Genomic DNA, 23,121 nt, shown 5'->3' with positions numbered 1-23,121 from the left:
ATCCTTTCATTTCGGCCTTGTACGACGGCGATCGTCTCGCCATGCCTAGCGAGAGCAGGATGACTCAGCACCTCGACCCCCGCTCCCCGTGGGTGATCTCCACTCATGACCTGGGAAAGCGGCCGGGCACGATGCGGCAGATGACCCTGACCCTTCCGGCACCGGCAGATCTCGGCGTCGACATGATCGGTGTCCCCAAGGACGCCGAAGTCGAGCTGGATCTCCGGTTCGAAGCAGTGATGGAAGGCGTGCTCGTGTCAGGCACGGCGCAGGCCCCGCTCGCCGGGGAGTGCGCGCGCTGCCTCGACCCGCTCACCTCGGAGATCGAGGTGGACCTGCAGGAGCTGTTCTTCTACTCCGACGAGGACGCCTCGGAGGAGGACTCACTGCTCGACGGGGAGCTGCTCGACCTCGAGCCGACGTTCCGTGACGCGGTGGTGCTGGCGCTGCCGTTGAGCCCCGTGTGCCGTGAGGACTGCGAGGGGCTCTGCACGGAGTGCGGGGTCAAGCTGGCCGAGGCCGGCGATGATCACCGGCACGAGAAGATCGATGCCCGTTGGGCGTCGTTGCAAGGTCTGATTTCCGACAAAGATAACGATCAGGAGAAGTGACGTGGCCGTCCCGAAGCGAAAGATGTCGCGGAGTAACACCCGCCACCGTCGCTCCCAGTGGAAGACGACTGCTGTCGCCCTGGTGAGCTGCCCGCAGTGCCGTTCGCCCAAGCAGCCGCACATCGCGTGCCCCACCTGCGGCACCTACAACCGTCGTCAGGTCATCGAGCCGTCCGCCTGATCCCTCTGACAAGAAGACCTGCCCGTCGGGCTGCCGCACCGGAGACCGTGGCGGCAGTCCACATCGCAGGTTTCTCGTCAGCAGTTGACGTGATGCCGACCGGGTGCCATTGTGCCTCGGTCGGCGTTACCGTCTCAGATGCGTGCGGCGGCGGCTCGCCCGCGGTCGTGGTGGACGCCGGGGCTACGTGTTACCCCGACGCCCACCACGTTTTCGGGCATCTCCCGCGGCCGGCGCGCCATGCGAAGATGTCCGAGGAGGAAGCACGTGGGCGCAGGTCCTAAGCCGGTGGCCGTGGAGGTCGCCAAAGACGAGCTTGAGCGGGTCCTGGCGGTCGGCCTCGACCCCGACATCCTGGAGCGGGCGCTGACCCACCGCTCCTACGCGTACGAGAACGGTGGCCTGCCCACCAACGAGCGCCTGGAGTTCCTGGGCGACTCGGTGCTGGGCCTGGTGGTCACCGACACCCTCTACCGCAACCACCCCGACCTGCCCGAGGGCCAGCTCGCGAAGCTGCGTGCCGCGGTGGTCAACATGCGGGCGCTGGCCGACGTGGCCCGAAACCTGGGCCTGGGCCGGTTCCTGCGGCTCGGCAGGGGCGAGGAGGGCACCGGCGGGCGCGACAAGTCGTCCATCCTGGCCGACACCCTCGAGGCGCTGATCGGCGCGATCTACGTCGACAAGGGGCTCGACGAGGCGTTCCGGGTGGTGCACCTGCTGTTCGACCCGCTGATCGTCCGCTCGGCCTCGCTCGGGGCCGGGCTCGACTGGAAGACCTCGCTGCAGGAGCTGACCGCCTCCGAGGCGCTCGGCGTGCCCGAATACCACGTCGAGGAGAGCGGTCCCGACCACGCCAAGTCGTTCACGGCCATGGTGCGGGTCGGCGGCGAGTCCTACGGGTCGGGCACCGGGCGCAGCAAGAAGGAGGCCGAGCAGCAGGCGGCCGAGGCGGCCTGGACCCGCATCCGGGCCAGGCGGGAGCAGCGCGAGAGCCAGCCCGCGGGCTGAACGGCCCTCCGGGTGTGTCCGGAGGGCGACAATTAGGTTGCTGCCCGAAGCGTCTGGGGCCCGGCCATCCGGGCGTCCAGAGGTTTGCGGCGCCCGAGCTTTAGGGGTCTGAGGTGCCTGAGCTACCGGAGGTCGAGGTCGTCAGGCGCGGCCTCGCGCAATGGGTCACCACACGCGAGATCGCCTCGGCGGAGGTGCTGCACCCCCGTGCCATCAGGCGGCATCTGCCCGGGGCCGACGAGTTCGCGGCCCAGTTGAAGGGCCGCGAGGTGCTGTCCGCCGAGCGTCGCGGCAAATATCTGTGGCTCCGGCTCTCGGGCGCCGAGGAGGCGCTCATGGCCCATCTGGGGATGAGCGGCCAGCTGCTGGTGGTCGACCAGGACTCGCCGCTGGAGAAGCATCTGAGGGTGCGCGTCCGTTTCGAGGACGGCGGCCCCGACCTGCGCTTCGTCGACCAGCGGACGTTCGGCCACGTCATGATCACGTCCCTGGTCGGCGGCGTGCCGGAGCCGATCTCCCACATCGCCCCCGACCCGTTCGAGGCGGTGTTCGACGACGCCGAGTTCGCCCGCAGGCTCAGGGCCAAACAGACCGAGATCAAGCGGGCGCTGCTCGACCAGTCGCTGATCAGCGGCGTCGGCAACATCTACGCGGACGAGGCCCTGTGGATCGCGCGGCTCCACTGGGCCAGGTCCACGCAGACGCTCACACGTCCCAAGATCGCCGAGCTGCTCGCCGCCGTGCGCACGGTCATGGCGTCCGCGTTGCGGGCGGGTGGCACCTCGTTCGACAGCCTGTACGTGAACGTCAACGGCGAGAGCGGCTACTTCGAGCGCTCCCTGGAGGTGTACGGCCGGCGCGACCTGCCCTGCTCGCGCTGCGGCACCCCGATCAGGCGCGAGCCGTTCATGAACCGGTCGTCGTACTCCTGCCCCAAATGCCAGCGACGGCCGCGGTGAGCACGGCCAGCCCCGCGCCCAGCCACATCGCGGCGGAGATCGAGAACCCGTCCACGACCCTGCCACCGGCGAACGCGCCGAGCGCGATGGAGACATTGAAGGCGCTGACGAAGAGCGCCGTGCCGAGTTCGCCGCCGCCCGCGCGCATGATCCACAGCTGAAGCGTCACTCCGACGCCCCCGTAGCCGAAGCCCCACACCACCAGCACGGCCAGGGGGAGGCCGATGACGGGCAGCGCCGCCGTGCCCAGCGCGATGAGGACGGCCCGGGTGATCAGGACCGGCTTGGGGTTCCTGGCCGCCCACGCGCCGGCCGTGAAGTTGCCCACCACGCCCGCGGCGCCGTACAGGAGAAGGATCGTGCTGATGAGGGCGGGACCCGCGTGCGAGACCTGCTCGAGGAACGGCTGGACGTAGGTGTAGGCGGCGAAGTGCCCGCACACGATCAGAACGGTCATCACCAGGACGGTCTTGAGCTGCCCCGAGAGCCACTCCCGTGGGGATCCCGATGTCCGGGCGGGGCCCTCGCCCGGCAACGGCGGCAGCGTGGCGTACAGGACCGCGATCAGGGCCAGCGCCACCACGCCCATCGCGGCGAACGCCATCCGCCACCCCGCGAACGACGAGATGAACGTCGCCGCGGGCACGCCCAGCACCGACGCCACCGAGACACCGCCCAAGATGATCGACGTGGCCCGCCCGACGGACTTCTCCGGCACCAGCCGCGTCGCCAAGCCCGCCGCGAAGGCCCAGAACCCGCCGATGCTCACCCCGGTCAGCACCCTGGCCGCCAGGATGACGGGATAGCTCGGCGCGAACGCGCCCACCAGGTTGGCCACAGCCAGCACCGCCATCAGCCCGAGCAATGTGGCGCGCCGATCGAGCCGGCGTGTGGTGACGGCCAGCAGGGGCGCGGAGACGGCGGCGACCAGGCCCGGGGCCGACATCATCAGTCCGGCGGTCCCGGCGGACACGCCAAGGCTGGATGCGATCGAGGTCAGCAGCCCGACAGGCAGCATCTCGCTGGTCACGATGGTGAAGGTGCCTACCGCGACCGTCGACACGGCCAGCCAGCGAGCCCTCGTAGCAGGGGAAACTTCGGTCATGGTCATGCCACTCAGCCTTTGCCCCGGCCGCCTGCGGGAACAATGGCGAAGTCCGAAGGCTTGGTTTAGGTGGGCTAAGCGATCCGGGTCCAGAGGTGGTGGAGATGGAGTTCAGGGAGCTGGAGTGCTTTGTGGTGCTCAGCGAGGAATTGCACTTCGCGCGTACGGCCGAGCGCCTCTACCTGTCGCCCGGGAGGGTGAGCCAGCTCATCAGCTCGCTGGAGACCGGCATCGGCGGCAGGCTCTTCCAGCGGACCAGCCGCAGCGTGCGCCTCACGCCGCTCGGCGAGCGCTTCCTGGCCGACCTGCGCCCCGCGTACGACGGCCTGGCGAGCGCCGTGAGCCGGGCCAAGGCGGCCGCGCGCGAGGTGACCGGCGCGATCAGGGTCGGCTTCCTGGCCACGCCCACAGAGGTCGTCACGGGGAGCGTGCAGGCCTTCGAACGCCGGTATCCGGGGTGCGAGGTGGAGCTGGTCGAGATCCCGCTCTCGGACCCTTTCAGCAAGTTGCGGGCCGGGCAGGTGGATCTCGCGTTCACGCTGCTCCCGGTGCGTGAGCCCGACCTGGCGACCGGCGAGGGACTGAACGAGGTCTCGTACCAGCTGGGCGTCTCCGTCCGCCATCCGCTGGCCGGCCGCGCGAGCATCGCGGCGGAGGAGCTGTCGGAGGTGCCCCTGATCGGACTGGACGGCCCGGCCCCGCGGGACTGGCGCGAGCGGGTGGCACCCTCGGTAACCCCTTCCGGACGTCCGATTCCTCTGGCCGGTACGGTGACCACCAGCCAGGAGGGCCTGACCCAGGTGGCGCTCAACCGGGGTGGCATGCTGTTCTGCACCCCGACGGCGGCCCACCACAGGCGGCCGGACGTGAGCTTCGTCCCCGTCACGGGGCTGCGGCCGTCCATCATGGGCCTGGCCTGGGTGAAGGCGGCCGAGACCGCCGCGATCAGGGCGTTCGACGAGGCGGCGGCCGGGCACGCACTCGGGGTGGAGTCCCTTGTGGCCTGACAGGAGAGGACATGCAGGAGAACGGCGAGAACGCCCGATTGACCGCCTGGGTTCGGGGCAGGGTCCAAGGGGTGGGGTTCCGCTGGTGGACCCGTGCCCGGGCGCTGGAGCTGGGGCTTGAGGGCTGGGCGCGCAACACGGCCGACGGCCGGGTGGAAGTGGTCGCCGAGGGCCCCCGCGAGGCGTGCGTCAAGCTGCTGGAGCTGCTCAAAGGTTGCGACACGCCGGGGAGAGTAGATGGAGTAGTAGAACGTTGGAGCGAACCCCGAGGTAGTTTGGGTGGGTTTGTAGAACGGTAGTACCTTTTGTTAAACCGCCCAAATAGGGTATAGTTGTATGTCGGGAGTGCCCATCAGTAGGGCTCAGCGGTTGGTTCGACTTGACCGCCCACACTGCCGGTGCGACTCTTGTTAGGTACCACGCGCACCCCTCCCGCGGAATAAGAAGTGCGCGAACCAGTCTGGTCACTCAGCGTGGAGGACCCTTTACCATGGCGAAGGCTCTACTCGGCCACGTCGGCGGTCCTGACCCTCGAATGGTCTCGGAGATGCGCCGTCTGCAGCAGCGTATCCGGGATCTGGAGGCAGAACTCATCCGACTTCAGGCCACCAATGACGCTCTTGCGGCGCAAACCCGCGATGAGGCGATAAGCCGCATGCAAGAGCGCGAGCCGGCACTCACCTGAGAGTGATCGGAGCGCAAGACCCCAGGGACGTCTCGGAGAGGCGTCCCTTGTTATTTGCGCTCTTTCGGAAACCTTCCTTTGCCCAGGCCGGCCCGGTCCAGAATGTACGTGCCCACGTGGGGCAGTGAGGACCAGTAGGCTTTCCCGAGTCCGGCATCAGGGAGAAGGGGGTCGCGCTTGTATTTGAAGACCCTCACCCTGCGCGGCTTCAAGTCTTTCGCCTCCGCGACCGCCCTGCGTCTCGAACCGGGCATCACCTGCGTCGTCGGCCCCAACGGCTCGGGCAAGTCCAACGTCGTCGACGCCCTGGCCTGGGTCATGGGCGAGCACAGCGCCAAGTCGCTGCGCGGCGGCAAGATGGAGGACGTCATCTTCGCCGGCACCTCCTCCAGGCCGCCCCTCGGGCGCGCCGAGGTGACGCTGACCATCGACAACTCCGACGGCGCCCTGCCGATCGACTACACCGAGGTCACGATCAGCCGGCTGATGTTCAGGTCGGGGCAGAGCGAATACGCCATCAACGGTGACACCTGCCGCCTGCTCGACATCCAGGAGCTGCTGTCCGACTCGGGCATCGGGCGCGAGATGCACGTGATCGTCGGTCAGGGCCAGCTCGACGCCGTGCTGCACGCGGGGCCCGAGGACCGGCGGGCGTTCATCGAAGAGGCCGCCGGCGTGCTCAAGCACCGCAAGCGCAAGGAAAAGGCGCTGCGCAAGCTCGACGCCATGCAGGCCAACCTGACCCGCGTTCAGGACCTCGCCACCGAGCTGCGCCGCCAGCTCAAGCCGCTGGGCCGCCAGGCGGAGATCGCCCGCAAGGCCGCCGTCATCCAGGCCGACCTGCGTGACGCCCGGCTGCGGCTGCTCGCCGACGACGTGTGCATCCTGCGTACGACGCTGGAGCGGGAGGCCGCCGACGAGGCCGCGATCATGGCCAGGCGTAACCAGGTGGAGACCGAGCTGGCCGAGGGCCAGCAGCGCGAGGCGGCGCTGGAGACCGCCGAGGCCGAGACGCAGCCCCGCCTTGCCGCCGCGCAGGAGACGTATTTCCGCCTCTCGTCGCTGCGTGAGCGCATCACCGGCCTGGCGCAGCTCGCCGCCGAGCGCCACCGCCACGCGCTCGACGCCGCCGCCATCGAGCGCCGCGGCCGCGACCCCGAGGACCTCGAACGCGAGGCGGCCGAGGTGCGCGAGCGCGAGCTCATACTCAGGGCCGAGCTGGAGCAGGCGCACGAGCTGCTGGAGGAGGCCGTCCAGCGGCGGGCCGAGGCCGAGGCCGAGCTGAGCGCCGAGGAGCAGCGGCTCGCCCTGGCCGCCCGGGCCGCCGCCGACCGCCGCGAGGGGCTGGCCAAGCTGCGCGGGCAGGTCGATTCCGTACGGAGCCGGGCACGGGCCGCCGAGGAGGAGATCGGGCGGCTCCAGCAGGCCGTGGCCGACGCGGCCCAGCGCGAGCGGCGCGCCAGGGAGGACCTGGAGGCGCAGCGGCTGGAGGAGCCCGCGGTCGATCCGGCGCTCGCGGAGGAGCTTGCCACGGCGCAGGCCCTGGTGGAGGAGGCCAGGGCCGTCGCCGACGAGGCGCGGGCCGCGGTGGAGGAGGCCAAGTCGGGCCTCGACGCGCCGCGCGCCGCCCTGCAGGCCGCCAAGTCCGGGGTGGTCACCGCGCGCGCCGCCGACCAGGAGGCGCAGCGGTCCGTGGCCGCTCTGGTCGCCCGCCGGGATGCCCTGGAGCTGGGGCTCGCCAAGGGTGACGGAGGCGCGGCCCTGCTGGACGCGGACCTGGCCGGGGTGCTGGGGCCGCTGGCCGCCTCGATGCAGGTCACGCCCGGTGCCGAGCTGGCGGTGGCGGCCGTGCTGGGTCCCGTGGCGGAGGCGATCGCGGTCAAGACCCTGGACACGGCCGTCGAGGCGCTGGATTTGCTGCGCACTCAGGGCGCGGGCCAGGCGACCCTCCTGGTGGCCCTGCCGGCCGGTGCCGACGACGACCACCCGGGCTTCCTGACCGACGCCACGACGTCCGGTGGGTCCTCACGCGGAGCCCCGCGCATGCGTACGGCGGCTCCCGAGGGCGGTCAGTGGGCCGCCGACCTCGTCGCGGTCCCCGACCACCTGCGGCCCGCCCTCGACCACGTGCTCGCGGACGTCGTCGTCGTGGCGGATCTCGAAGCCGCGCGCTCGGTCGCCGACCGCCACCCCGGGCTCAGGGCGGTCACCAAGGCGGGCGACCTGGTGGGCGCCCATCTGGCCAGCGGCGGCGCCGAGGGCGGCACCTCCGTGCTCCAGGTGCGCGCCGCGCTCGACGAGGCCATCGGGGACCTGGAGCAGGCCGAGCGCAGGTCGGAGGAGACGGCCGAGGCGCTGGACGAGGCGATCGAGCGGGAGCAGGCGGTCCAGGCGGCGCTGGAGGCCGCCCAGGCGAAGGTCAGCGAGGCCCAGACCGCCGTCACCACCGCCCAGGCGGGCGTGAGCGCCGCCCAGGGCACCCTCGACCAGGTCAGGGGCCGCCAGCGGGAGGCCGACCAGCGCAACGCCGCCGCCGCCAAGCGCCTGGCCCAGCTCGAGGCCGCCGCCAACGCCGCCCACGACGAGGCGGAGCGCCTCGCCAAGAGCGTCACCAGAGCGGAAGAGTCCCGTACCGAAGGCTTGGAAGAACTGGCCGAGCTGGAGATCCGCCTGGCCGAGGCCGAGTACGCCCGGGAGCTGGAGTCCGAGCCCACCACCGACCTCCGCGACGACCTGGCGAGCGCGTGCGAGGCCGCGAGGCAGCGCGAGATGGACACCCGCCTGCAGGTCCGCACCGCCGAAGAGCGCGCCAAGGGCATCGAGGGCCGCGCCGACGGCCTCATGCGGGCCGCCCAGCGGGAGCGCCAGGAACGCGCCCAGGCGGCCGCCCAGCGCGCCAGACGCCGCCAGCAGGCGGCCGTGGCCGAGTCCGTCAGCAAGGGCGCCAGGCAGGTGCTCAAAGCGCTCGAGTCCTCCATCCAGCTCGCCTCCAGGGAACGCGACGAGGCCGACCTCGCCAGGGTCGCCGTCGACGCCGAGCTCAAGCAGGTCCGCCTACGGGTACGCGAGCTCGGCCAGGAGCTGGACAAGCTGGTCAACCGCGTGCACGGCAGCGAGGTCGCCCGGACCGAGCAGCGGCTGCGGCTGGAGCAGATGGAGCAGCGGGCGCTGGAGGAGTTCGGGGTCGAGGCCGAGTCCCTGATCTCCGAGTACGGTCCCGAGGCTCCGGTCCCCGGCGACCCGCCCGTGCCGTACGTGCGCGAGGAGCAGGAGAAGCGGGCCAGGGCCGCCGAGCGGCAGATGAACCAGCTCGGCAAGGTCAACCCTCTCGCGCTGGAGGAGTTCGCGGCGCTGGAGGAGCGGCACGCGTTCCTCAACTCGCAGCTCGAGGACCTCAAGAAGACCAGGCGCGACCTGCTGACCGTGGTCAAGGAGGTCGACGACCGGGTGGAGCAGATGTTCGCCTCGGCGTACGAGGACGTGGCCACGGAGTTCGAGCAGATCTTCACCAGGGTGTTCCCCGGCGGCGAGGGCCGGCTGGTGCTGACCGAGCCCAACGACATGCTGACCACCGGCATCGAGGTCGAGGCCAGACCGCCGGGCAAGAAGGTCAAGCGGCTGTCGCTGCTGTCGGGCGGCGAGCGCTCGCTGACCGCCGTGGCGTTCCTGATCTCCATCTTCAAGGCGCGGCCCTCGCCGTTCTACGTGATGGACGAGGTCGAGGCCGCGCTCGACGACACGAACACGCAGCGGCTGCTGACGTTGTTCGAGGAGTTGCGGCAGAGCTCGCAGCTGATCGTCATCACCCACAACAAGCGCACGATGGAGATCGCCGACGCGCTCTACGGCGTTTCGATGCGCGGCGACGGCGTGACGCAGGTGGTCAGCCAGCGGCTGCGCGAGCGCGAGTCGGCCTGACCCCAGCGCCGCGCCGGACCCCGAGGCCGTTTCCTCCCGATCGAAGGACCGTGACCCCGGACGGCGGGGCGGAGGTTCCCTCGGGGAAGCGGGCCATCGGTGGCCGACCGGACCGTTCAGGGCCGGGCATGGGCTCGCTGAGGGCGGAGCGGGAGGCGCGAGTTGGGGCCGATCGGAGTGGCCTTGGGCATGACCATGCCGGTCGATCTGGAAAACTGACATCTTGTGGATGGTTACCTCGGCGTCATCGTGATCGTGGCCGTCGTCGCCCTGCTGGCGGCCGGCGGTCTTCTGCTGTACTTCAGGCCGGGTCGCAAGGCGGCCCCGCCGGTCAAGCCGCCAGAGACGCCCGTGCTTCCCGAAGAGAAGGAGAAGCGTCCCGCCGGACTCGGCGAGGAGGGCGAAGGCGCGACCACCACGCTCCCGCCGCCGGTCAAGCCCGCCGAGCCGGCCGTCGTCAAGCCGGAGCTCGAGGTGCCGCCGCCGTCCGCGGGCCGGATGGTGCGGCTGCGCTCGCGGCTGGCGCGCTCGCAGAGCGCGCTCGGGCGCGGGCTGCTCGAGCTGCTCTCCCGCGACCGGCTCGACGACGAGGTGTGGGACGAGGTCGAGGAGAAGCTGATCAGCGCCGACATGGGCGTCGCGCCGACGCGCACCGTCGTCGATGACCTGCGTACCAAGGTCAAGGTGCTGGGCAGCCGCACTCCTCAGGAGGTGCGAGAGCTGCTGAAGCAGGAGCTGCTCGCCCAGGTCAACCCCGACCTCGATCGAACGCTGCACGTCCAGAAGCACGGCGAGCGGCCCGCGGTCGTGCTCGTCGTGGGCGTCAACGGCACCGGAAAGACCACCACCACGGGCAAGCTGGCCCGTTCGCTCGTCGGTGACGGCAAGAAGGTCGTGCTCGGCGCGGCCGACACGTTCCGGGCGGCGGCCGCCGACCAGCTCGAGACCTGGGGCGAGCGGGTGGGCGCCGACGTCGTGCGCGGCCCGGAGGCCGGCGATCCGGCCTCCGTGGCCTTCGACGCGGTCGCCAAGGGCATCGACGAGAAGGTGGACGTCGTCATCGTCGACACCGCGGGCCGCCTCCACACCAAGACCGGGCTCATGGACGAGCTGGGCAAGGTCAAGCGGGTCATCGAGAAGAAGGCCACGGTCGACGAGGTGCTGCTCGTCCTCGACGCCACCACCGGCCAGAACGGCATGCGCCAGGCCCAGGTGTTCGCTGAGGTGGTCAACATCACGGGGATCGCGCTGACCAAGCTCGACGGCACCGCCAAGGGCGGCATCGTGATCTCGGTGCAGCGGGAGCTGGGGGTGCCGGTCAAGCTCGCGGGGCTGGGCGAGGGGCCCGACGACCTGGCGCCGTTCGACCCCGAGGTGTTCGTGGACGCGATCCTGGGGGACTAAGCGGGACAATTCCGGTCATTCGTTAATTAGCGGAGAAATAGCCATTACCAGATAAACGTTGTTTTGCGCCATTTCTCTGTGTTGACATGTACCGGTCACCGCTCGATTCCGCGCAAAGGGGCGTACATGAAGAAGATCGTCGTTCACCGGCCAGGCACCGTGAAGCCGACCGCCGCGGCCTCGCCGAGGCACGGCCAGTAAGTCGCCCGGCCGGCGTCTCGTGCGGGGACGCCGGCCACCACGGAGAAGGGCCCCTGTGGACACGATCATCCTTGACGCCGACCGCCGGATCGGCGGCCCCTACACGTTCGCGGCCGGGCTCCTCGACCGCCTCGTCCCCCAGGCGCTGGAGCGCTGGCCCGACCTGGTCGCCGCGTACGACATCGAGATCCGCGCCGCCGCGCCCGGCTTACGCGAGGCCGTCCCCGAGCGCAGGAGCTCGCTGGCCGGCAGCCTGCCCAGGGGGCAGCGCATTCTCGTGCCCGGCGCCCGGCGCAGCCTCCGGGTGGCGAACGGGCTGGCCGAGTTCGTCCGCGACCACCTGCGCCGCGCGGGCCCGCTGGCCGTGACCGTGACCAATCTGGGCGAGGCCGACCACACCGACGCCGAGCTGGTGTCCGTGCTGCGGCGCAGGGTCGATCCTCGGCTGCTGCGGATCGACGAGGGCCCGTCGGCCCCGAGCGCCGGGCCGTTATGTGGGGATTTCGACCGCTATCGCGATGAGGGCTTCCACCACGCCATGGCCGAGTCGGGCCTGGAAGCGCTGCGCGACATGACGTACGAGGACGACCCGGAGGGCTGGCGGCACCTCCAGCAGCGCGTCGCCGCCTCCCTGGAGGCCATCGAGCGCGAGGACGAGGCCCGCGAGCTGTACGACAGGGCCAGGCGCCACAGCACCGACCCCAAGCACCGCGCCACCATCGGGTACGCCACCGCCATGATCCTGGTACGCCACCACGACCCGGCCCGGCGCGACCCCGAGGAGGCCCTGGCCTGGATCAACGAGGCGATCACGATCACATCGCTGCTGCCGGACCGCCGTGAGCGCGCCTTCCACCTCGGGTTCGACCTCAACGGCAAGGCCCTGGTGGAGGTACGCAGGGGCCGTTACGAGGCCGCGATGGAGCTCGTACGGCAGGCCATCGACCTGGCCGAGGTGGACCTGGCCGGCGAGCACCCGATACACCGGCTGGTGCTGTACGCCAACAGGGCGCAGCTCCTGGCCGTGGCGGGCAGGACGGAGGAGGCGCTGGCCGACTACACGCGGGCCATCGAGGCCGACCCTGGCTATCCCGACTACTACCTTGAGCGGGGCAATCTGCTGCACCGGCTCGGCAGGCCGGACGAGGCCCTGGCCGACTACGAGGCGGTCATGCGGCTCAGCCCGCCCTTCCCCGAGGCGTACTACAACAGGGCCGAGCTCCGGTTCGCCTCGGGCGACCTCGACGGCGCCCGCGCCGACCTGGACCACACGCTGGAGCTGGACCCCGAGTTCGCGTCCGCGTACGTGAACCGCAGCGGCATCCACGCGGGGCTGGGGGAGTACACGAGGGCCAGGGAGGACGTGGTGCGCGGGCTGGGGCTGACGCCGCGCGACCCCCACCTGCTGTGCGTGCTCGGGCAGGTGGAGCTGGCCGAGGGCAGGCACCCGGAGGCGCGGACCGCGTTCGACAGGGCGCTGGAGATCGACCCCGGGCTGGTGGCGGCCTGGGCGGGCCGGGCCGAGCTGGCCTTCGAGCGCGGCGATCACGACGAGGCGCTGGCCGACCTGACGCACGCGCTCGAGCTGGGGGAGACAGCGGAGCTGCTGTTCAACAGGTCCGTGGTCTACCGGGCCGCGGGACTGGCGGGCAGGGCCAAGGAGGACCTGCTCAGAGCCGCGGAGCTGGCTCCTGATGACGAGGACGTCGGGCGGGCGCTCGCCGAGGTGTGACCCATGGGCAGGCGCTACTGGCTGCTGCTGAGCGCGTTCCTCGCCTCGTCGTTCGGCACCTGGATCTATCGGCTGGCGCTCCCGCTGCTGGTCTACGAACTGACCGGGTCCGCGCTGGGCACGGGGCTGGTCTACGTCGTGGAGTACCTGCCGTACCTGGCGCTGGGGATGTTCGGCGGGGTGCTGGCGGACCGGTTGGACCGCAGGCGCGTGCTGGTGCTCGGCGACCTCGTCTCCGGGGCGATCACGATCGTGCTCGCGGTCATGGTCAGCGCGGGGGTGTCGCGGACCTGGCCGATCTACGCGGTGGCGTTCCTGCTTGCCTGCGTCGATCCGCTGTACCAGCCCGCGTTCAGGTCGATCGTGCCCTCGCTGGTCGACGTGGACCGGCTGCCGCAGGCCAACGCCCGCATCCACATGGGCGAGCACGCGGTGAACATGATCGGCCCGGTGGCCGGCGGCGCGCTCGTCGTGAGCTTCGGCTACGAGGTCGCGGTCTATGCCGACGCAGGGACCTTCCTGGCGTCGGCGCTGCTGATCTGGTTCATCAGGACGGCTCCGGCCGTGGCGGCGGCCCGGGGGCGCTCGGTGCTCGCGGACATGCGCGAGGGGCTGCGTTTCCTCCTGCGCGGTGACAGGGTCGTGCTCACCACCGCGCTCACCTCCCTGGCCTGCAACTTCGGCGTCTGGCTGCTGCTGGCCGGCCTGGTCTACTACCTCAGCTCCTATCACGGCTTCACGCCGGGCGAGATCGGCGTGGTCTACACCTTCCAAGGGGCGGGCGCGGTACTGGGCGCGGTGCTCGGCAGCCGGCTGATCCGCTGGTACCCGCCGGGGCGGGTGATCTCCTGGGCGGTCTTCGCGGGCGGCCTGGCGATGCTGCTGATGATCGTGGCGCGCGGTCCCGTGCTGATCGGGCTCGCGTGGCTGGGGCAGTTCGCCGCCGCGGGAACGTCGATCGTGGCCACCGCGACCGTCCGCCAGCTTCTCGTGCCCAACGAGCTGCTCGGGCGGGTGCTGGGCACGGCCAGGATGATCGCCTTCCTGTCCATCCCGCTGGCGGCGTTCGCGACCGGGGTGTTCGAGTCCTTCGTGCGCGACGCGTACGCGCTGATGGCCTTCGCCGGGGCGAGCTGGATCGCCATCGCGGCGGCCGTGGCGTGGTCGCCGCTGCGGCGGGTCAGGCTCGAGGCCCTCCAGGATGCGAACGCGGCCCGATCGGAACCACCAGGGGAGTCCCCGCCACCGGATCCTCGATGACCTTGGCGTCCAGGTCGAACACCTCGCGCAGCAGCTCCTCGGTCAGCACCTCGTGCGGGGTGCCCGCGGCGATCACCTTGCCGGCGCGCATGGCCACCAGCCGGTCGGCGTAGCGGGCGGCCAGGTTGAGGTCGTGCAGGACCATGACGACCGTGCGGCCCGCCTCCTGGTGCAGGTGCCGTACGAGCTCCAGCACCTCCACCTGGTGCGCCAGGTCCAGGAACGTGGTCGGCTCGTCGAGCAGCAGCAGGTCGGTGCCCTGGGCCAGGGCCATGGAGATCCACGCCCGCTGGCGCTGGCCGCCCGACAGCTCGTCCAGCGGACGCTCCGCCAGGTCGGCCAGGCCCGTCATGTCCAGCGCGGCCGCGACCGCGCCCTCGTCGTCCGACGACCACTGCCGGTACCACGTCTGGTGCGGATGCCTGCCCCTGGCCACCAGGTCGGCCACGGTCAGCCCCTCGGGAGCGGTGGGCGCCTGGGGCAGCACGCCGAGGATCTTGGCGACCTCCCGGGTGGGGATCTTGTCGATGCGCTTGCCGTCCAGCAGCACCTCGCCGCCCTGAGGCTTGAGCAGGCGGCCCAGCGCGCGCAGCAGCGTGGACTTGCCGCAGCCGTTCGGGCCGATGATCGTGGTCACGGTGCCCGCCTCGATGCCGAGGTCGAGGCCGTCGACCACCAGCCGTTCGCCGTATCCGAGCTTGACACCGGCGGCCTGCAGCCTCATTTGCGGGACCTCCAGATCAGGTGGATCAGGTACGGGGCGCCCAGCACGGCGGTGACGATGCCGACGGGCAGCTCCAGCGGGGAGAACACGGTCCTGGCGATCAGGTCGGCGGCGGAGGTGAGCACGGCGCCTACGACCGCCGAGCACAGCAGCGGCGGCTGGGCGGAGCGGGTGAGCCTGAGCGCGATCTGCGGCGAGGCGAGGGCCACGAACGCGATCGGGCCCGCCGAGGCGGTGGCCACGGCGGCCAGCAGCACGGCGGCCAGGATCATCAGCGCGCGGGCCAGGTTCGTGCGGACGCCGAGCGCGGCGATGGTGTCGTCGCCGAAGCGCAGGGCGTCGAGTGAGCGGGTGCCGAGCAGGGTCAGCGGCACGAGGACGGCCAGGGCCAGCGCCGTGGGCGTCACGTGCTCCCAGCCGCGGCCGTTGAGTGAGCCGCTGATCCAGACCATGGCGCGGCCGGTGTCGTTGACGTCGCCGACGGTCAGGAGCCAGAACTTGATGTTCGTGAACACGGCGGCCACGCCGATGCCGACCAGCACCAGGCGGTAGCCGTCCAGGCCGCGTCGCCAGGCGAGCCCGTAGACGACGGCCGCGCCGATCAGGCCGCCGAGCAGGGCCAGCGCGGGGATGCCGAGGGTGGCCAGCAGGCCGCTGGCGCCGCCGTACGCGCTGCCGCCGGCCACGACGCCGGCCACGACCGTCACGGAGGCGCCCGTGGTGACGCCGAGGATCTCCGGGCTGGCCAGCGGGTTGCGCGCGATGGATTGAATGATCGCGCCGGACAGCGCGAGCGCGGCCCCGACCAGGGCGCCGGTGAGGGCGCGCGGCAGGCGCAGCTCCATGATGACGAAGTGGGCGGCGCTGTTGACGTCGAACGTGCCCGCGACCACTTCCGGCAAGGTCATCGGGATCTCGCCGATGCGCATGTTCAGAGCCATGAGCAGGGCGATCAGGACGAGCCCCGTCAGCGTGACGGTCGCGCCGCGCAGCCGTACCCGCCAGGACAGGCCGGCGAGGCGCAGGGGGAGAGCGGTCATCACAGTCGCACTGGCTTCCTGCGGCGTACGAGCGCGACGAAGAACGGCGCGCCGAGCAGGGCGAGCACCACGCCTACCTCCAGCTCTCCCGGCGGGGCCACCACGCGGCCGATCACGTCGGCGAGCAGCAGCAGCGCCGCGCCGACCAGCCCCGAGTACGGCAGCAGCCACCGATGGTCGGTGCCCGACAGCGGGCGGGCCAGATGGGGCACGATCAGGCCCACGAACGCCAGCGAGCCGCAGGCCGCGACGGCCGCGCCGGACAGCAGGGTCACCGCGGCGACGCCGACGGTCCGGGTCAGGGCGATGTTCTGGCCAAGGCTCCTGGCCACGTCCTCGCCCAGGGAGAGCGCGTTCAGGCCGGGCGCGTTGACCATCGCGAGCACCAGGCCCACGAGGATGAACGGCAGCACCTGCCAGACCACGTCCGCGCCCCTGGCCGCGATGGAGCCGGCCTGCCAGAAGCGGAACACGTCCATCGCCTGCTCGTTCAGCAGCACGATGGCCGAGGTCAGGGCGTACAGCAGAGCGCTCACCGCGGTGCCCGCGAGCGCCAGCGTGACTGGGGTCGGGCCGCCCCTGCCGCCCACCATGCCGAGCGCGAACACCCCCACGCTGGCGATCAGCGCGCCGGCCAGGCCGAACCAGATGTAGGCAAGCAGGCTGGAGGCGCCGAGCAGGATGATCGAGGCCACCATCGCGAACGCCGCGCCCTGCGTGACGCCGAGCAGCCCGGGATCGGCGAGCGGGTTGCGGGTGTGGCCCTGCATGAGCGCGCCCGCCACGCCGAGCGCGATCCCGGCGAGGACCCCTAAGGCGGTCCTGGGGATGCGGAGCGAGCGGATCACGATGTCGTTCTCCGTCCCGGTGGGAGCGGTGAGGGCGTGCCAGGCGTCGGAGAGCGGCACGGACTTGGAGCCGATCGTGATGCTCAGCACGACCGCGACGAGCACGGCGCCGAGCAGGGCGAGCAGGACGGTGAGCCGCCTGTGCCGGAGGTCATGGAGGCGCGGTGCCACGGCGGTCGCACTCACCCATGCCCTCCTCAGCGTTTGCCCGATCCTGGTGAAGTATGCCAGCTTAGGCAGGGCTAACCTAATTTAGGGTTGCCTAACTTGCTGGGTTCTGGAAAGGGATCTGATGAGATCGTTGCGCGTGCTGGCCGGTGCTGTCCTGATAGCGGGGCTCGCCGCCTGCGGTTCTTCCCCGGCGGAGAAACCCGAGGCCGCCTCCTCCGCGTTCAGGACCGTCAAGCACGCGATGGGCGAGACCGTGATCCCTGCTCAGCCGAAGCGGGTGGTGGCCCTGGACCAGAGCTTCGTCGACGCGGTGCTCACGCTGGAGACGCCGGTGGTGGGGTACACGACGTACCGGTCGCTCGACGACAAGCTGCCCGCCTACCTGGGGACCGTCGCCGAGCAGTACGGCAAGGAGGCCACCCCGGTCGGCACGCTGGAGCAGCCGAGCCTGGAGAAGATCATGGCGCTCAAGCCCGACCTGATCGTCTCGGCCAAGGTCCGGCACGAGGCCCTGTACGACAAGCTGTCCAAGATCGCGCCAACCGTGTTCAGCGAGACCACCGGGGCCATCTGGAAGGAGAACCTCCGGCTCATGGGGCAGGCCCTGGGCAAGGAGCAACTCGCCGGCACCAGGATCAAGGAGTACGAGGGCCGGGCGGCCAAGATCGGCGAAGCCGTCAAGGCGAAGGACGGCGAGATGCCGACGATCTCGGTCGTGCGGTTCGCCGGCGAGCCGACGGTCCGTCTGTACGTGGAGAACTCCTATTCCGGCCTGGTGATGAAGGACGCCGGCTTCCCGCGGCCCGAAGGGCAGCCGACCAAGCAGGACGCCATCGCGGTGGACGTCAGCCAGGAGCGGATCTCGGACCTGGACGCCGACCACATCTTCGTCGCGACATATCCGGACCCGTCGGCTGAGGGGCCCAAGGAGAAGTTCGTGAACAACCCGCTCTGGAGCAAGCTCAAGGGCGAGAAGCACGAGGTCGAGGACCTGACCTGGATGACCGCGGTGGGGATCCAGGGCGCGCACGCGATCCTGGACGACGTGGCCAAGCTCTTCTCCGTGGACCCGGCGAGGACCTGAGGCCCCTTTACGAGCCGTTGAGGAACGTGCGCAGCTCCGCCAGATGGCGGTCGATGTCGAGGCCCTGCTCGCCGAGCCACTGCGGGTTGCCGTACGTGCCGCGGTAGCGGTCGCCGCTGTCGCAGATCAGCGTGACGATGCTGCCCTGCTCGCCCGCCGCGCGCATCTCGCTGATCAGGTCCACGCAGGCCGCCACGTTCGTGCCCGTCGAGCCGCCCACGTCCAGCCCTGTGACCTCGCGGGTCCAGTGCATGGCGGCGATCGAGCGGGCGTCGGGCACGGCGATCATGCGGTCGATGACGGACGGCTGGAACGAGGGCTCCACGCGAGGGCGGCCGATGCCCTCGATGCGCGAGCCGGGCGCGGTGACCGAGGTGTCGCCGGAGATCCAGCTCGGGTAGAAGGCCGAGCCCTCCGGGTCGACGACGGCCAGGCGAGTGGCGTGGCGGCGGTAGCGGATGTAGCGGCCGATGGTGGAGGACGTGCCGCCGGTGCCGGCGCCCACCACGATCCACGCGGGCTCCGGATGGGGCTCCATGGACATCTGGGAATAGATGGACTCGGCGATGTTGTTGTTGCCCCGCCAGTCGGTGGCCCGCTCCGCGTAGGTGAACTGGTCCATGAAATGGCCGCCGGTCTCGGCGGCCAGACGGTGAGATTCCTCATAGATCGCGCGCGGATCCGCCACGAGGTGACATTTCCCACCGTAGAACTCGATGAGGTGACACTTCTCCGGTGACGTGGACGCGGGCATGACCGCGCTGAACGGCAGGCCGAGCAGGCGGGCGAAGTATGCCTCACTCACGGCCGTGGATCCGCTCGACGCCTCCACGATCGTCGTGGTGGGGCCTATCCAGCCGTTGGACAGGCCGTACAGGAAGAGAGACCGGGCAAGTCGATGTTTGAGTGAACCTGTGGGGTGCACCGACTCGTCTTTCAAGTAGAGGTTTACACCCCAGTGCGAGGGCAGCGGAAAGACGTGCAGATGTGTGTCGCAGCTACGGTTGGCGTCGGCCTCGACCTTGCGTATGGCCTCCGCCACCCAGCGGCGCGTCCCCGGGTCGTGACGGTCCACGAAACTCATGCCTATACGCTATCCCATGTGACTCTCGCCACTATTTCCCAAAAAATGGGCGGCTAGTGTTATGATAATGAGACTTGTCCGGCCGTGGACGTGATGACACACGCCGCGAGCAGATGGACGGAAACCCCCTCTGACCAAGGCGGATCTCTAACGCGTCCCTTACCTGGGACTTGCCATGATGGAATCCGCCCGCAGGCGGCTTGTGCCGGAACGGGGGATAGCGCAAGGGGGAATGAATTGATCACTATGACCGATGAGCAGCGTCAGGACTGGTTCGAGCGCGATGTCGTGCCCGTGACGTCGCAGCTGTTCGCCTCCGCCATGCGCCTGACCCGCAACGCCGCTGACGCGGAAGACCTGGTACAGGAGACGGTGGCGAAGGCGTATACGTCGTATCACCAGTTCCGGGAGGGCACGAACCTCAAGGCGTGGCTGCACCGGATCCTCACCAACAACTTCATCAACGACTACCGCAAGAAGCAGCGCTCGCCCAAGCTGTCGGCCGCCGAGGACATCGAGGACTGGCAGCTGCACGCGGCCGAGTCGCACAGCTCGACCGGTCTGCGCTCGGCCGAGACCGAGGCGCTCGACCGGCTGCCCGACAGTGTCGTCATGAACGCCCTGCGGGCGCTCCCCGAGGACTTCCGCGTGGCCGTCTACCTGGCCGACGTCGAGGGGTTCGCGTACAAGGAGATCGCCGAGCGCATGGGCACGCCCATCGGCACCGTCATGTCCCGCCTCCACCGGGGCCGCCGCCAGCTGCGCGGCATGCTGGAGGAGTACGCCCGCGAGGAGGGCGCCGTCCGGCTCCCCGCCCAGCGCGCGGCCGCGGCCTGAAACCCCGTCCCTAGGACCTCATAGTGAGATGAAGGCGGACGCGTAGCGCGCCGCCTTCATTGCGCAGCTCGACGAGATCGCAGAGCTGCCGGCTGATCCAGAGCCCGTATCCCCGAGGGGATTCGGGCTCAGGTGGTATATAGCCGGGCAAGGGGCCATCCAGGGAGCCGCCGGGGTCGGCTATCTCGCAGATCAGCTCACCGTCACCGACCCACATCGTGATCGTGCCGTGCCCGGCCAGGGCGCACGGGCGAAACGTAGCAAGCGCTAGAGGGGCTGCGCAACGGCTATCAACGCCACCGCCCCCAGCGCGCAGGCCACACCGGCCACCTGGATCGCCCGCAGCCGCTCGCCCAGCACCTGCCTGGCCAGCAGCAGGGTGCTCGCGGGATAGAGCGAGACCAGCACGGCGACGAGGCTGAGCAGGCCGTCCTGCTGGGCCAGCAGGTAGAGCACGTTCGCCGCCATGTCGAGCACGCCCGCCGCCACGATGATGTGCAGCGAGCCCGGGCCTGGCTTCAGCGTCCGCCGTGTGGCCAGGGCCAGCATCGCCACGACCGTCACCGAGGACAGTCTGGCGCCCACCAGCGGCCACAGGCCCGCCTCGTGCGGCGCCATGGCGAGCAGGATGAAGAAGCCACCGAACCCGGCCCCCGCGGCCAGCGCGACCAGCACCGCAGTGAACGAGCCGCGCCGTACGGCGGACTTGTCCTGGCTGACCAGCAGCACGGCGCCCAGCGCCAGGGCCACCCCCACCAGCGCCCAGAACGCGGGCCGCTCGCCCGTCGCCAGCCCGAACATCACAGGCAGCGCCGCGGAGGTGACGGCGGTCGTAGGGGCCACCACCGACATGACGCCCGTGGCCAGCGCCCGGTAGAACAGCACCAGACCGGCCGCGCCCGACAGGCCCGCCGCCAGGCCCCACGACAGGGCCGGGGTGCTCGCCGTGCCCGGCAGCAGCGGCAGCAGGCCGAGGATCAGCGCCAGGCCGGCGAGCTGCGACAACACGACGACGGACAGCACTTGAGAGCGCCGCGTGGCCAGGCCGCCGAAGAAGTCGGCCGTGCCGTACACGACCGCGCACGCGGCCGCCAGGATCACCGTCATCGGCAGCCCTCCAGTTCAACAGATTGCACCCTTAGTACAACACAAAGAGTACAGTCCACTGCAAATCGAATTCACTAGACTGCACTGCGTGGAAGATCCGGATCTGATCAACCAGGCCATCGCCAACAACGTGCGCGCCCAGCGCTCGCACCGCGGGCTGACACTGGACGCGCTGGCCGCCAGGTCCGGGGTGAGCAGGGGCATGCTCGTCCAGGTGGAGCAGGGCAGGACCAATCCCAGCGTCTCCACGCTCACCCGGATCGCCTCCGCCCTGGGCGTCACCGTGGCCAGGCTCGTCGAGGTCGCCGACGTGCCCACGGTGCGGATCGTGAGCAAGGCCGACGTGGTCACGTTCGACCAGGGAGACGTGCGGGCGCGGCTGCTGGTCGGCGCGGACGTGCCGATGATCCTGGAGCTGTGGGACTGGCGGCTGGCGCCCGGCGAGCACCACGACGGCGACGCCCACCCGCCGGGCACCCGCGAGATGCTGACCGTGCTGGGCGGCGAGCTGACGCTCACCGTGTACGGCAAGAGCTATGTGATCGGGAAGGACGACGCGGTGCTCTTCACCGCCGACCGGCCCCATCGCTACGCGAACGGAGGTGAGGAGCATCTCAGATTCGTGATGGTGGTCGCGGAGCCGCGGGATACCCACGACCAATGACGGCGCGGGACCCAAGAGCAAGCTTCTTGGAAACGCCATGGAAAAGGTTGGTCACACTCGGTAATCTGTGCGTCAAGTGAGGCTCCCGTGACAGGAGGTGTGCGATGGCGCTTTGTCAACAGGTCGCCGGGCTGGGCGCGCAGGCAGCCGTGCGGGCGATCGCCCCCTGCGCCGGTCGGCACGCCACGAAGCTCGGCGCGGCGGGCGCTGTGCCGCCTCGCGAGGCGTGAACACACTGAGAGCAGGCTGTCGCCGGCCTCAGTCGATAGCAGTTGGTGATTACTCCCCGTCTTGGACGGCTGATGCCCGTTGCTGGGTACATCCCTGGTGTACGGCGGAGCGTCGGCAGGGGGTGGCGTGTGAGTGAGGCCCGAGCGGCGACGGAGAAGCTCCAAGTGGAGCTTCGTGGTCTGGGCGTCACCAGCGCGTACGAGGTAGGCGATGGGGAGACCATCTCTGTGTGGATAGGCCTGGTAGTGCGCTATAGAGATGGTTTTTACCGTTGGCAGGAAGGGTCGGCGAAACGTCGGCATCTGGGTACGGATCCGGTTGGATGTGCCATACGCGTGGCGCGCCGCTACAAGGAACTGCAGGCCGATATCCCACTCTGGTGGGACGACCTGGCCAGGGAGTTGCGGGGGAAACCGGCCCAGGACTATCCGTAAGCCCCCGCGCGCGGCGTTTCGGGGGGAACCATGCGCGTATGGGCTCTGCCGCTGGCCCTGCTCGTTGTGGCGCTCTGCGTCACCTACTCGGTGGCGCGCCGCCGGCAGCCTGAGCCGCCGATCGTGCCCATCAGACCGGCCGCCGTCAATCCCGAGGCACTGGCCAGACGACTGATGTCGATCCAGGGGGCCGGCTGGCCGCGCAGCCGTAAGTTCGACTGCTCGAAGTTGAAGTGTGTGGCCCTGACCTTCGACGACGGGCCGGGCGACTACACCGACCGGCTGCTCGACCTGCTGCGCCAGCGTGACGTCAGGGCCACGTTCTTCGTCATCGGGCAGATGGTCGCGGCCGACAAGGGCGGCCGCATGACGCGCCGCATCGTGGACGAGGGCCACGAGATCGGCAACCACACGTGGAGCCATCCGCCGCTCGCGGGGTTGTCACACGAGGAGGTCGAACGGCAGCTCCAGCACACCGAGGACCTCGTGGAGAAGCTGACCGGGGTGCGGATGCAGGTGATGCGGCCGCCGTACGGGTCGACGAACCACGAAGTCGCGGCGGAGGCGCGCCGTGAGGGGCTGGCGCAGATCCTCTGGAGCGTGGACACGCTCGACTGGCTGAACCGCGTGCCGTCCCTCGTGGCCAAGCGCGCAGGGGAGGCCAAACCCGGCGCGATCGTCCTCATGCACGACATCCACCGGACCACCGTGGACGCCGTGCCCGCCGTGCTCGACATCCTCCAGAAGAAGGGCTATACGTTCGTCACGGTCTCGGAGCTGTACGGCAAGACGCCCTCACCTGGGCGGACGTACACCGAGCGCTGAT

The 23,121-nt window shown here is 70.3% G+C and carries 22 protein-coding genes; 16 read left to right on the top strand and 6 right to left on the bottom strand.

Annotated elements, in window-relative coordinates; translation table 11 throughout:
* The first annotated feature begins 41 nt into the window (after positions 1-41).
* From ACQPWU_RS50325 to mutM, 4 genes are all read left to right on the top strand, one after another.
* Positions 42-611, top strand: coding sequence for a YceD family protein (locus ACQPWU_RS50325; RefSeq protein WP_360703641.1), 570 nt, complete (start codon positions 42-44; stop codon positions 609-611).
* 1 nt (position 612) lies between these two features.
* Positions 613-792: a 50S ribosomal protein L32 gene (gene rpmF / locus ACQPWU_RS50320; RefSeq protein ID WP_139632166.1), complete on the top strand. Its 180-nt coding sequence runs from the start codon at positions 613-615 to the stop codon at positions 790-792.
* Between the two features lie 288 nt (positions 793-1,080).
* Entirely contained in the window at positions 1,081-1,800 is a 720-nt protein-coding gene (gene rnc / locus ACQPWU_RS50315) for a ribonuclease III (protein WP_433445506.1), read from the top strand.
* Between the two features lie 113 nt (positions 1,801-1,913).
* On the top strand, positions 1,914-2,759 hold the full coding sequence (mutM, locus tag ACQPWU_RS50310; protein WP_433433607.1) for a bifunctional DNA-formamidopyrimidine glycosylase/DNA-(apurinic or apyrimidinic site) lyase: 846 nt from the start codon (positions 1,914-1,916) through the stop codon (positions 2,757-2,759).
* Here mutM and ACQPWU_RS50305 read toward each other — a convergent pair.
* Positions 2,707-3,870, bottom strand: a complete 1,164-nt coding sequence (locus ACQPWU_RS50305) for an MFS transporter (protein ID WP_433433605.1) — start codon at positions 3,868-3,870, stop codon at positions 2,707-2,709. The two genes, mutM and ACQPWU_RS50305, sit on opposite strands and share 53 nt — an antisense overlap.
* 98 nt (positions 3,871-3,968) lie before the next feature.
* Here ACQPWU_RS50305 and ACQPWU_RS50300 point away from each other — a divergent pair, with 98 nt between their 5' ends.
* From ACQPWU_RS50300 to ACQPWU_RS50270, 7 genes are all read left to right on the top strand, one after another.
* The gene (locus ACQPWU_RS50300; protein ID WP_433433603.1) at positions 3,969-4,871 is read left to right on the top strand and encodes a LysR substrate-binding domain-containing protein; all 903 of its coding nucleotides are present in this window, start codon (positions 3,969-3,971) and stop codon (positions 4,869-4,871) included.
* Positions 4,872-4,882: 11 nt separating this feature from the next.
* Positions 4,883-5,170, top strand: a complete 288-nt coding sequence (locus tag ACQPWU_RS50295; protein WP_360703628.1) for an acylphosphatase — start codon at positions 4,883-4,885, stop codon at positions 5,168-5,170.
* Positions 5,171-5,361: 191 nt separating this feature from the next.
* Complete coding sequence (locus ACQPWU_RS50290) at positions 5,362-5,556, top strand: hypothetical protein (protein ID WP_106249247.1); 195 nt, start codon at positions 5,362-5,364, stop codon at positions 5,554-5,556.
* Positions 5,557-5,733: 177 nt separating this feature from the next.
* Positions 5,734-9,474, top strand: a complete 3,741-nt coding sequence (gene smc, locus ACQPWU_RS50285; RefSeq protein WP_433433600.1) for a chromosome segregation protein SMC — start codon at positions 5,734-5,736, stop codon at positions 9,472-9,474.
* 225 nt (positions 9,475-9,699) lie between these two features.
* Positions 9,700-10,878, top strand: a complete 1,179-nt coding sequence (ftsY, locus tag ACQPWU_RS50280) for a signal recognition particle-docking protein FtsY (protein ID WP_433433599.1) — start codon at positions 9,700-9,702, stop codon at positions 10,876-10,878.
* Between the two features lie 256 nt (positions 10,879-11,134).
* Positions 11,135-12,811: a tetratricopeptide repeat protein gene (locus ACQPWU_RS50275; protein ID WP_433433597.1), complete on the top strand. Its 1,677-nt coding sequence runs from the start codon at positions 11,135-11,137 to the stop codon at positions 12,809-12,811.
* A gap of 3 nt (positions 12,812-12,814) precedes the next feature.
* Entirely contained in the window at positions 12,815-14,071 is a 1,257-nt protein-coding gene (locus tag ACQPWU_RS50270; RefSeq protein ID WP_433433595.1) for an MFS transporter, read from the top strand.
* On the opposite strand, the gene ACQPWU_RS50265 is transcribed toward ACQPWU_RS50270, so the two are convergent.
* Genes ACQPWU_RS50265 through ACQPWU_RS50255 form a run of 3 tightly spaced genes read right to left on the bottom strand, consistent with a single transcriptional unit; the run spans position 13,992 to position 16,869 of the window.
* A complete protein-coding gene (locus ACQPWU_RS50265) occupies positions 13,992-14,795 on the bottom strand; it encodes an ABC transporter ATP-binding protein (RefSeq protein WP_433433593.1) in 804 nt (267 codons plus the stop codon). The two genes, ACQPWU_RS50270 and ACQPWU_RS50265, sit on opposite strands and share 80 nt — an antisense overlap.
* Positions 14,792-15,835 (bottom strand): FecCD family ABC transporter permease, encoded by a 1,044-nt coding sequence (locus ACQPWU_RS50260; RefSeq protein ID WP_433433591.1) that lies wholly within the window; start codon positions 15,833-15,835, stop codon positions 14,792-14,794. The genes ACQPWU_RS50265 and ACQPWU_RS50260 overlap by 4 nt, the downstream gene beginning before the upstream one ends.
* On the bottom strand, positions 15,835-16,869 hold the full coding sequence (locus ACQPWU_RS50255) for a FecCD family ABC transporter permease (protein ID WP_433433589.1): 1,035 nt from the start codon (positions 16,867-16,869) through the stop codon (positions 15,835-15,837). Before ACQPWU_RS50255 ends, ACQPWU_RS50260 begins: the two co-directional genes overlap by 1 nt.
* A gap of 106 nt (positions 16,870-16,975) precedes the next feature.
* Here ACQPWU_RS50255 and ACQPWU_RS50250 point away from each other — a divergent pair, with 106 nt between their 5' ends.
* Positions 16,976-17,938, top strand: a complete 963-nt coding sequence (locus ACQPWU_RS50250; RefSeq protein WP_433433587.1) for an ABC transporter substrate-binding protein — start codon at positions 16,976-16,978, stop codon at positions 17,936-17,938.
* Positions 17,939-17,945: 7 nt separating this feature from the next.
* Here the strand turns inward: ACQPWU_RS50250 and ACQPWU_RS50245 are convergent, their stop codons facing one another.
* Positions 17,946-19,022: a PLP-dependent cysteine synthase family protein gene (locus ACQPWU_RS50245; RefSeq protein ID WP_433433585.1), complete on the bottom strand. Its 1,077-nt coding sequence runs from the start codon at positions 19,020-19,022 to the stop codon at positions 17,946-17,948.
* Between the two features lie 246 nt (positions 19,023-19,268).
* On the opposite strand from ACQPWU_RS50245, the gene ACQPWU_RS50240 reads away from it, so the two are divergent.
* Complete coding sequence (locus ACQPWU_RS50240; RefSeq protein WP_433433583.1) at positions 19,269-19,859, top strand: sigma-70 family RNA polymerase sigma factor; 591 nt, start codon at positions 19,269-19,271, stop codon at positions 19,857-19,859.
* 267 nt (positions 19,860-20,126) lie between these two features.
* Here ACQPWU_RS50240 and ACQPWU_RS50235 read toward each other — a convergent pair whose 3' ends face one another.
* Positions 20,127-20,966, bottom strand: coding sequence for an EamA family transporter (locus ACQPWU_RS50235; RefSeq protein WP_433433581.1), 840 nt, complete (start codon positions 20,964-20,966; stop codon positions 20,127-20,129).
* Between the two features lie 88 nt (positions 20,967-21,054).
* Here ACQPWU_RS50235 and ACQPWU_RS50230 point away from each other — a divergent pair, with 88 nt between their 5' ends.
* From ACQPWU_RS50230 to ACQPWU_RS50220, 3 genes are all read left to right on the top strand, one after another.
* The gene (locus ACQPWU_RS50230) at positions 21,055-21,630 is read left to right on the top strand and encodes a helix-turn-helix domain-containing protein (protein WP_433433579.1); all 576 of its coding nucleotides are present in this window, start codon (positions 21,055-21,057) and stop codon (positions 21,628-21,630) included.
* Between the two features lie 104 nt (positions 21,631-21,734).
* Positions 21,735-21,860 (top strand): hypothetical protein, encoded by a 126-nt coding sequence (locus ACQPWU_RS50225; protein ID WP_433433578.1) that lies wholly within the window; start codon positions 21,735-21,737, stop codon positions 21,858-21,860.
* Between the two features lie 465 nt (positions 21,861-22,325).
* Complete coding sequence (locus ACQPWU_RS50220; protein ID WP_433433577.1) at positions 22,326-23,120, top strand: polysaccharide deacetylase family protein; 795 nt, start codon at positions 22,326-22,328, stop codon at positions 23,118-23,120.
* Position 23,121 lies beyond the last annotated feature (1 nt).

Source organism: Nonomuraea sp. CA-141351 (genome assembly GCF_050944675.1).
Taxonomy (GTDB): domain Bacteria; phylum Actinomycetota; class Actinomycetes; order Streptosporangiales; family Streptosporangiaceae; genus Nonomuraea.
The sequence above is the reverse complement of the archived record's forward strand: the minus strand, read 5'-3'. Positions and strand labels throughout refer to the sequence as shown.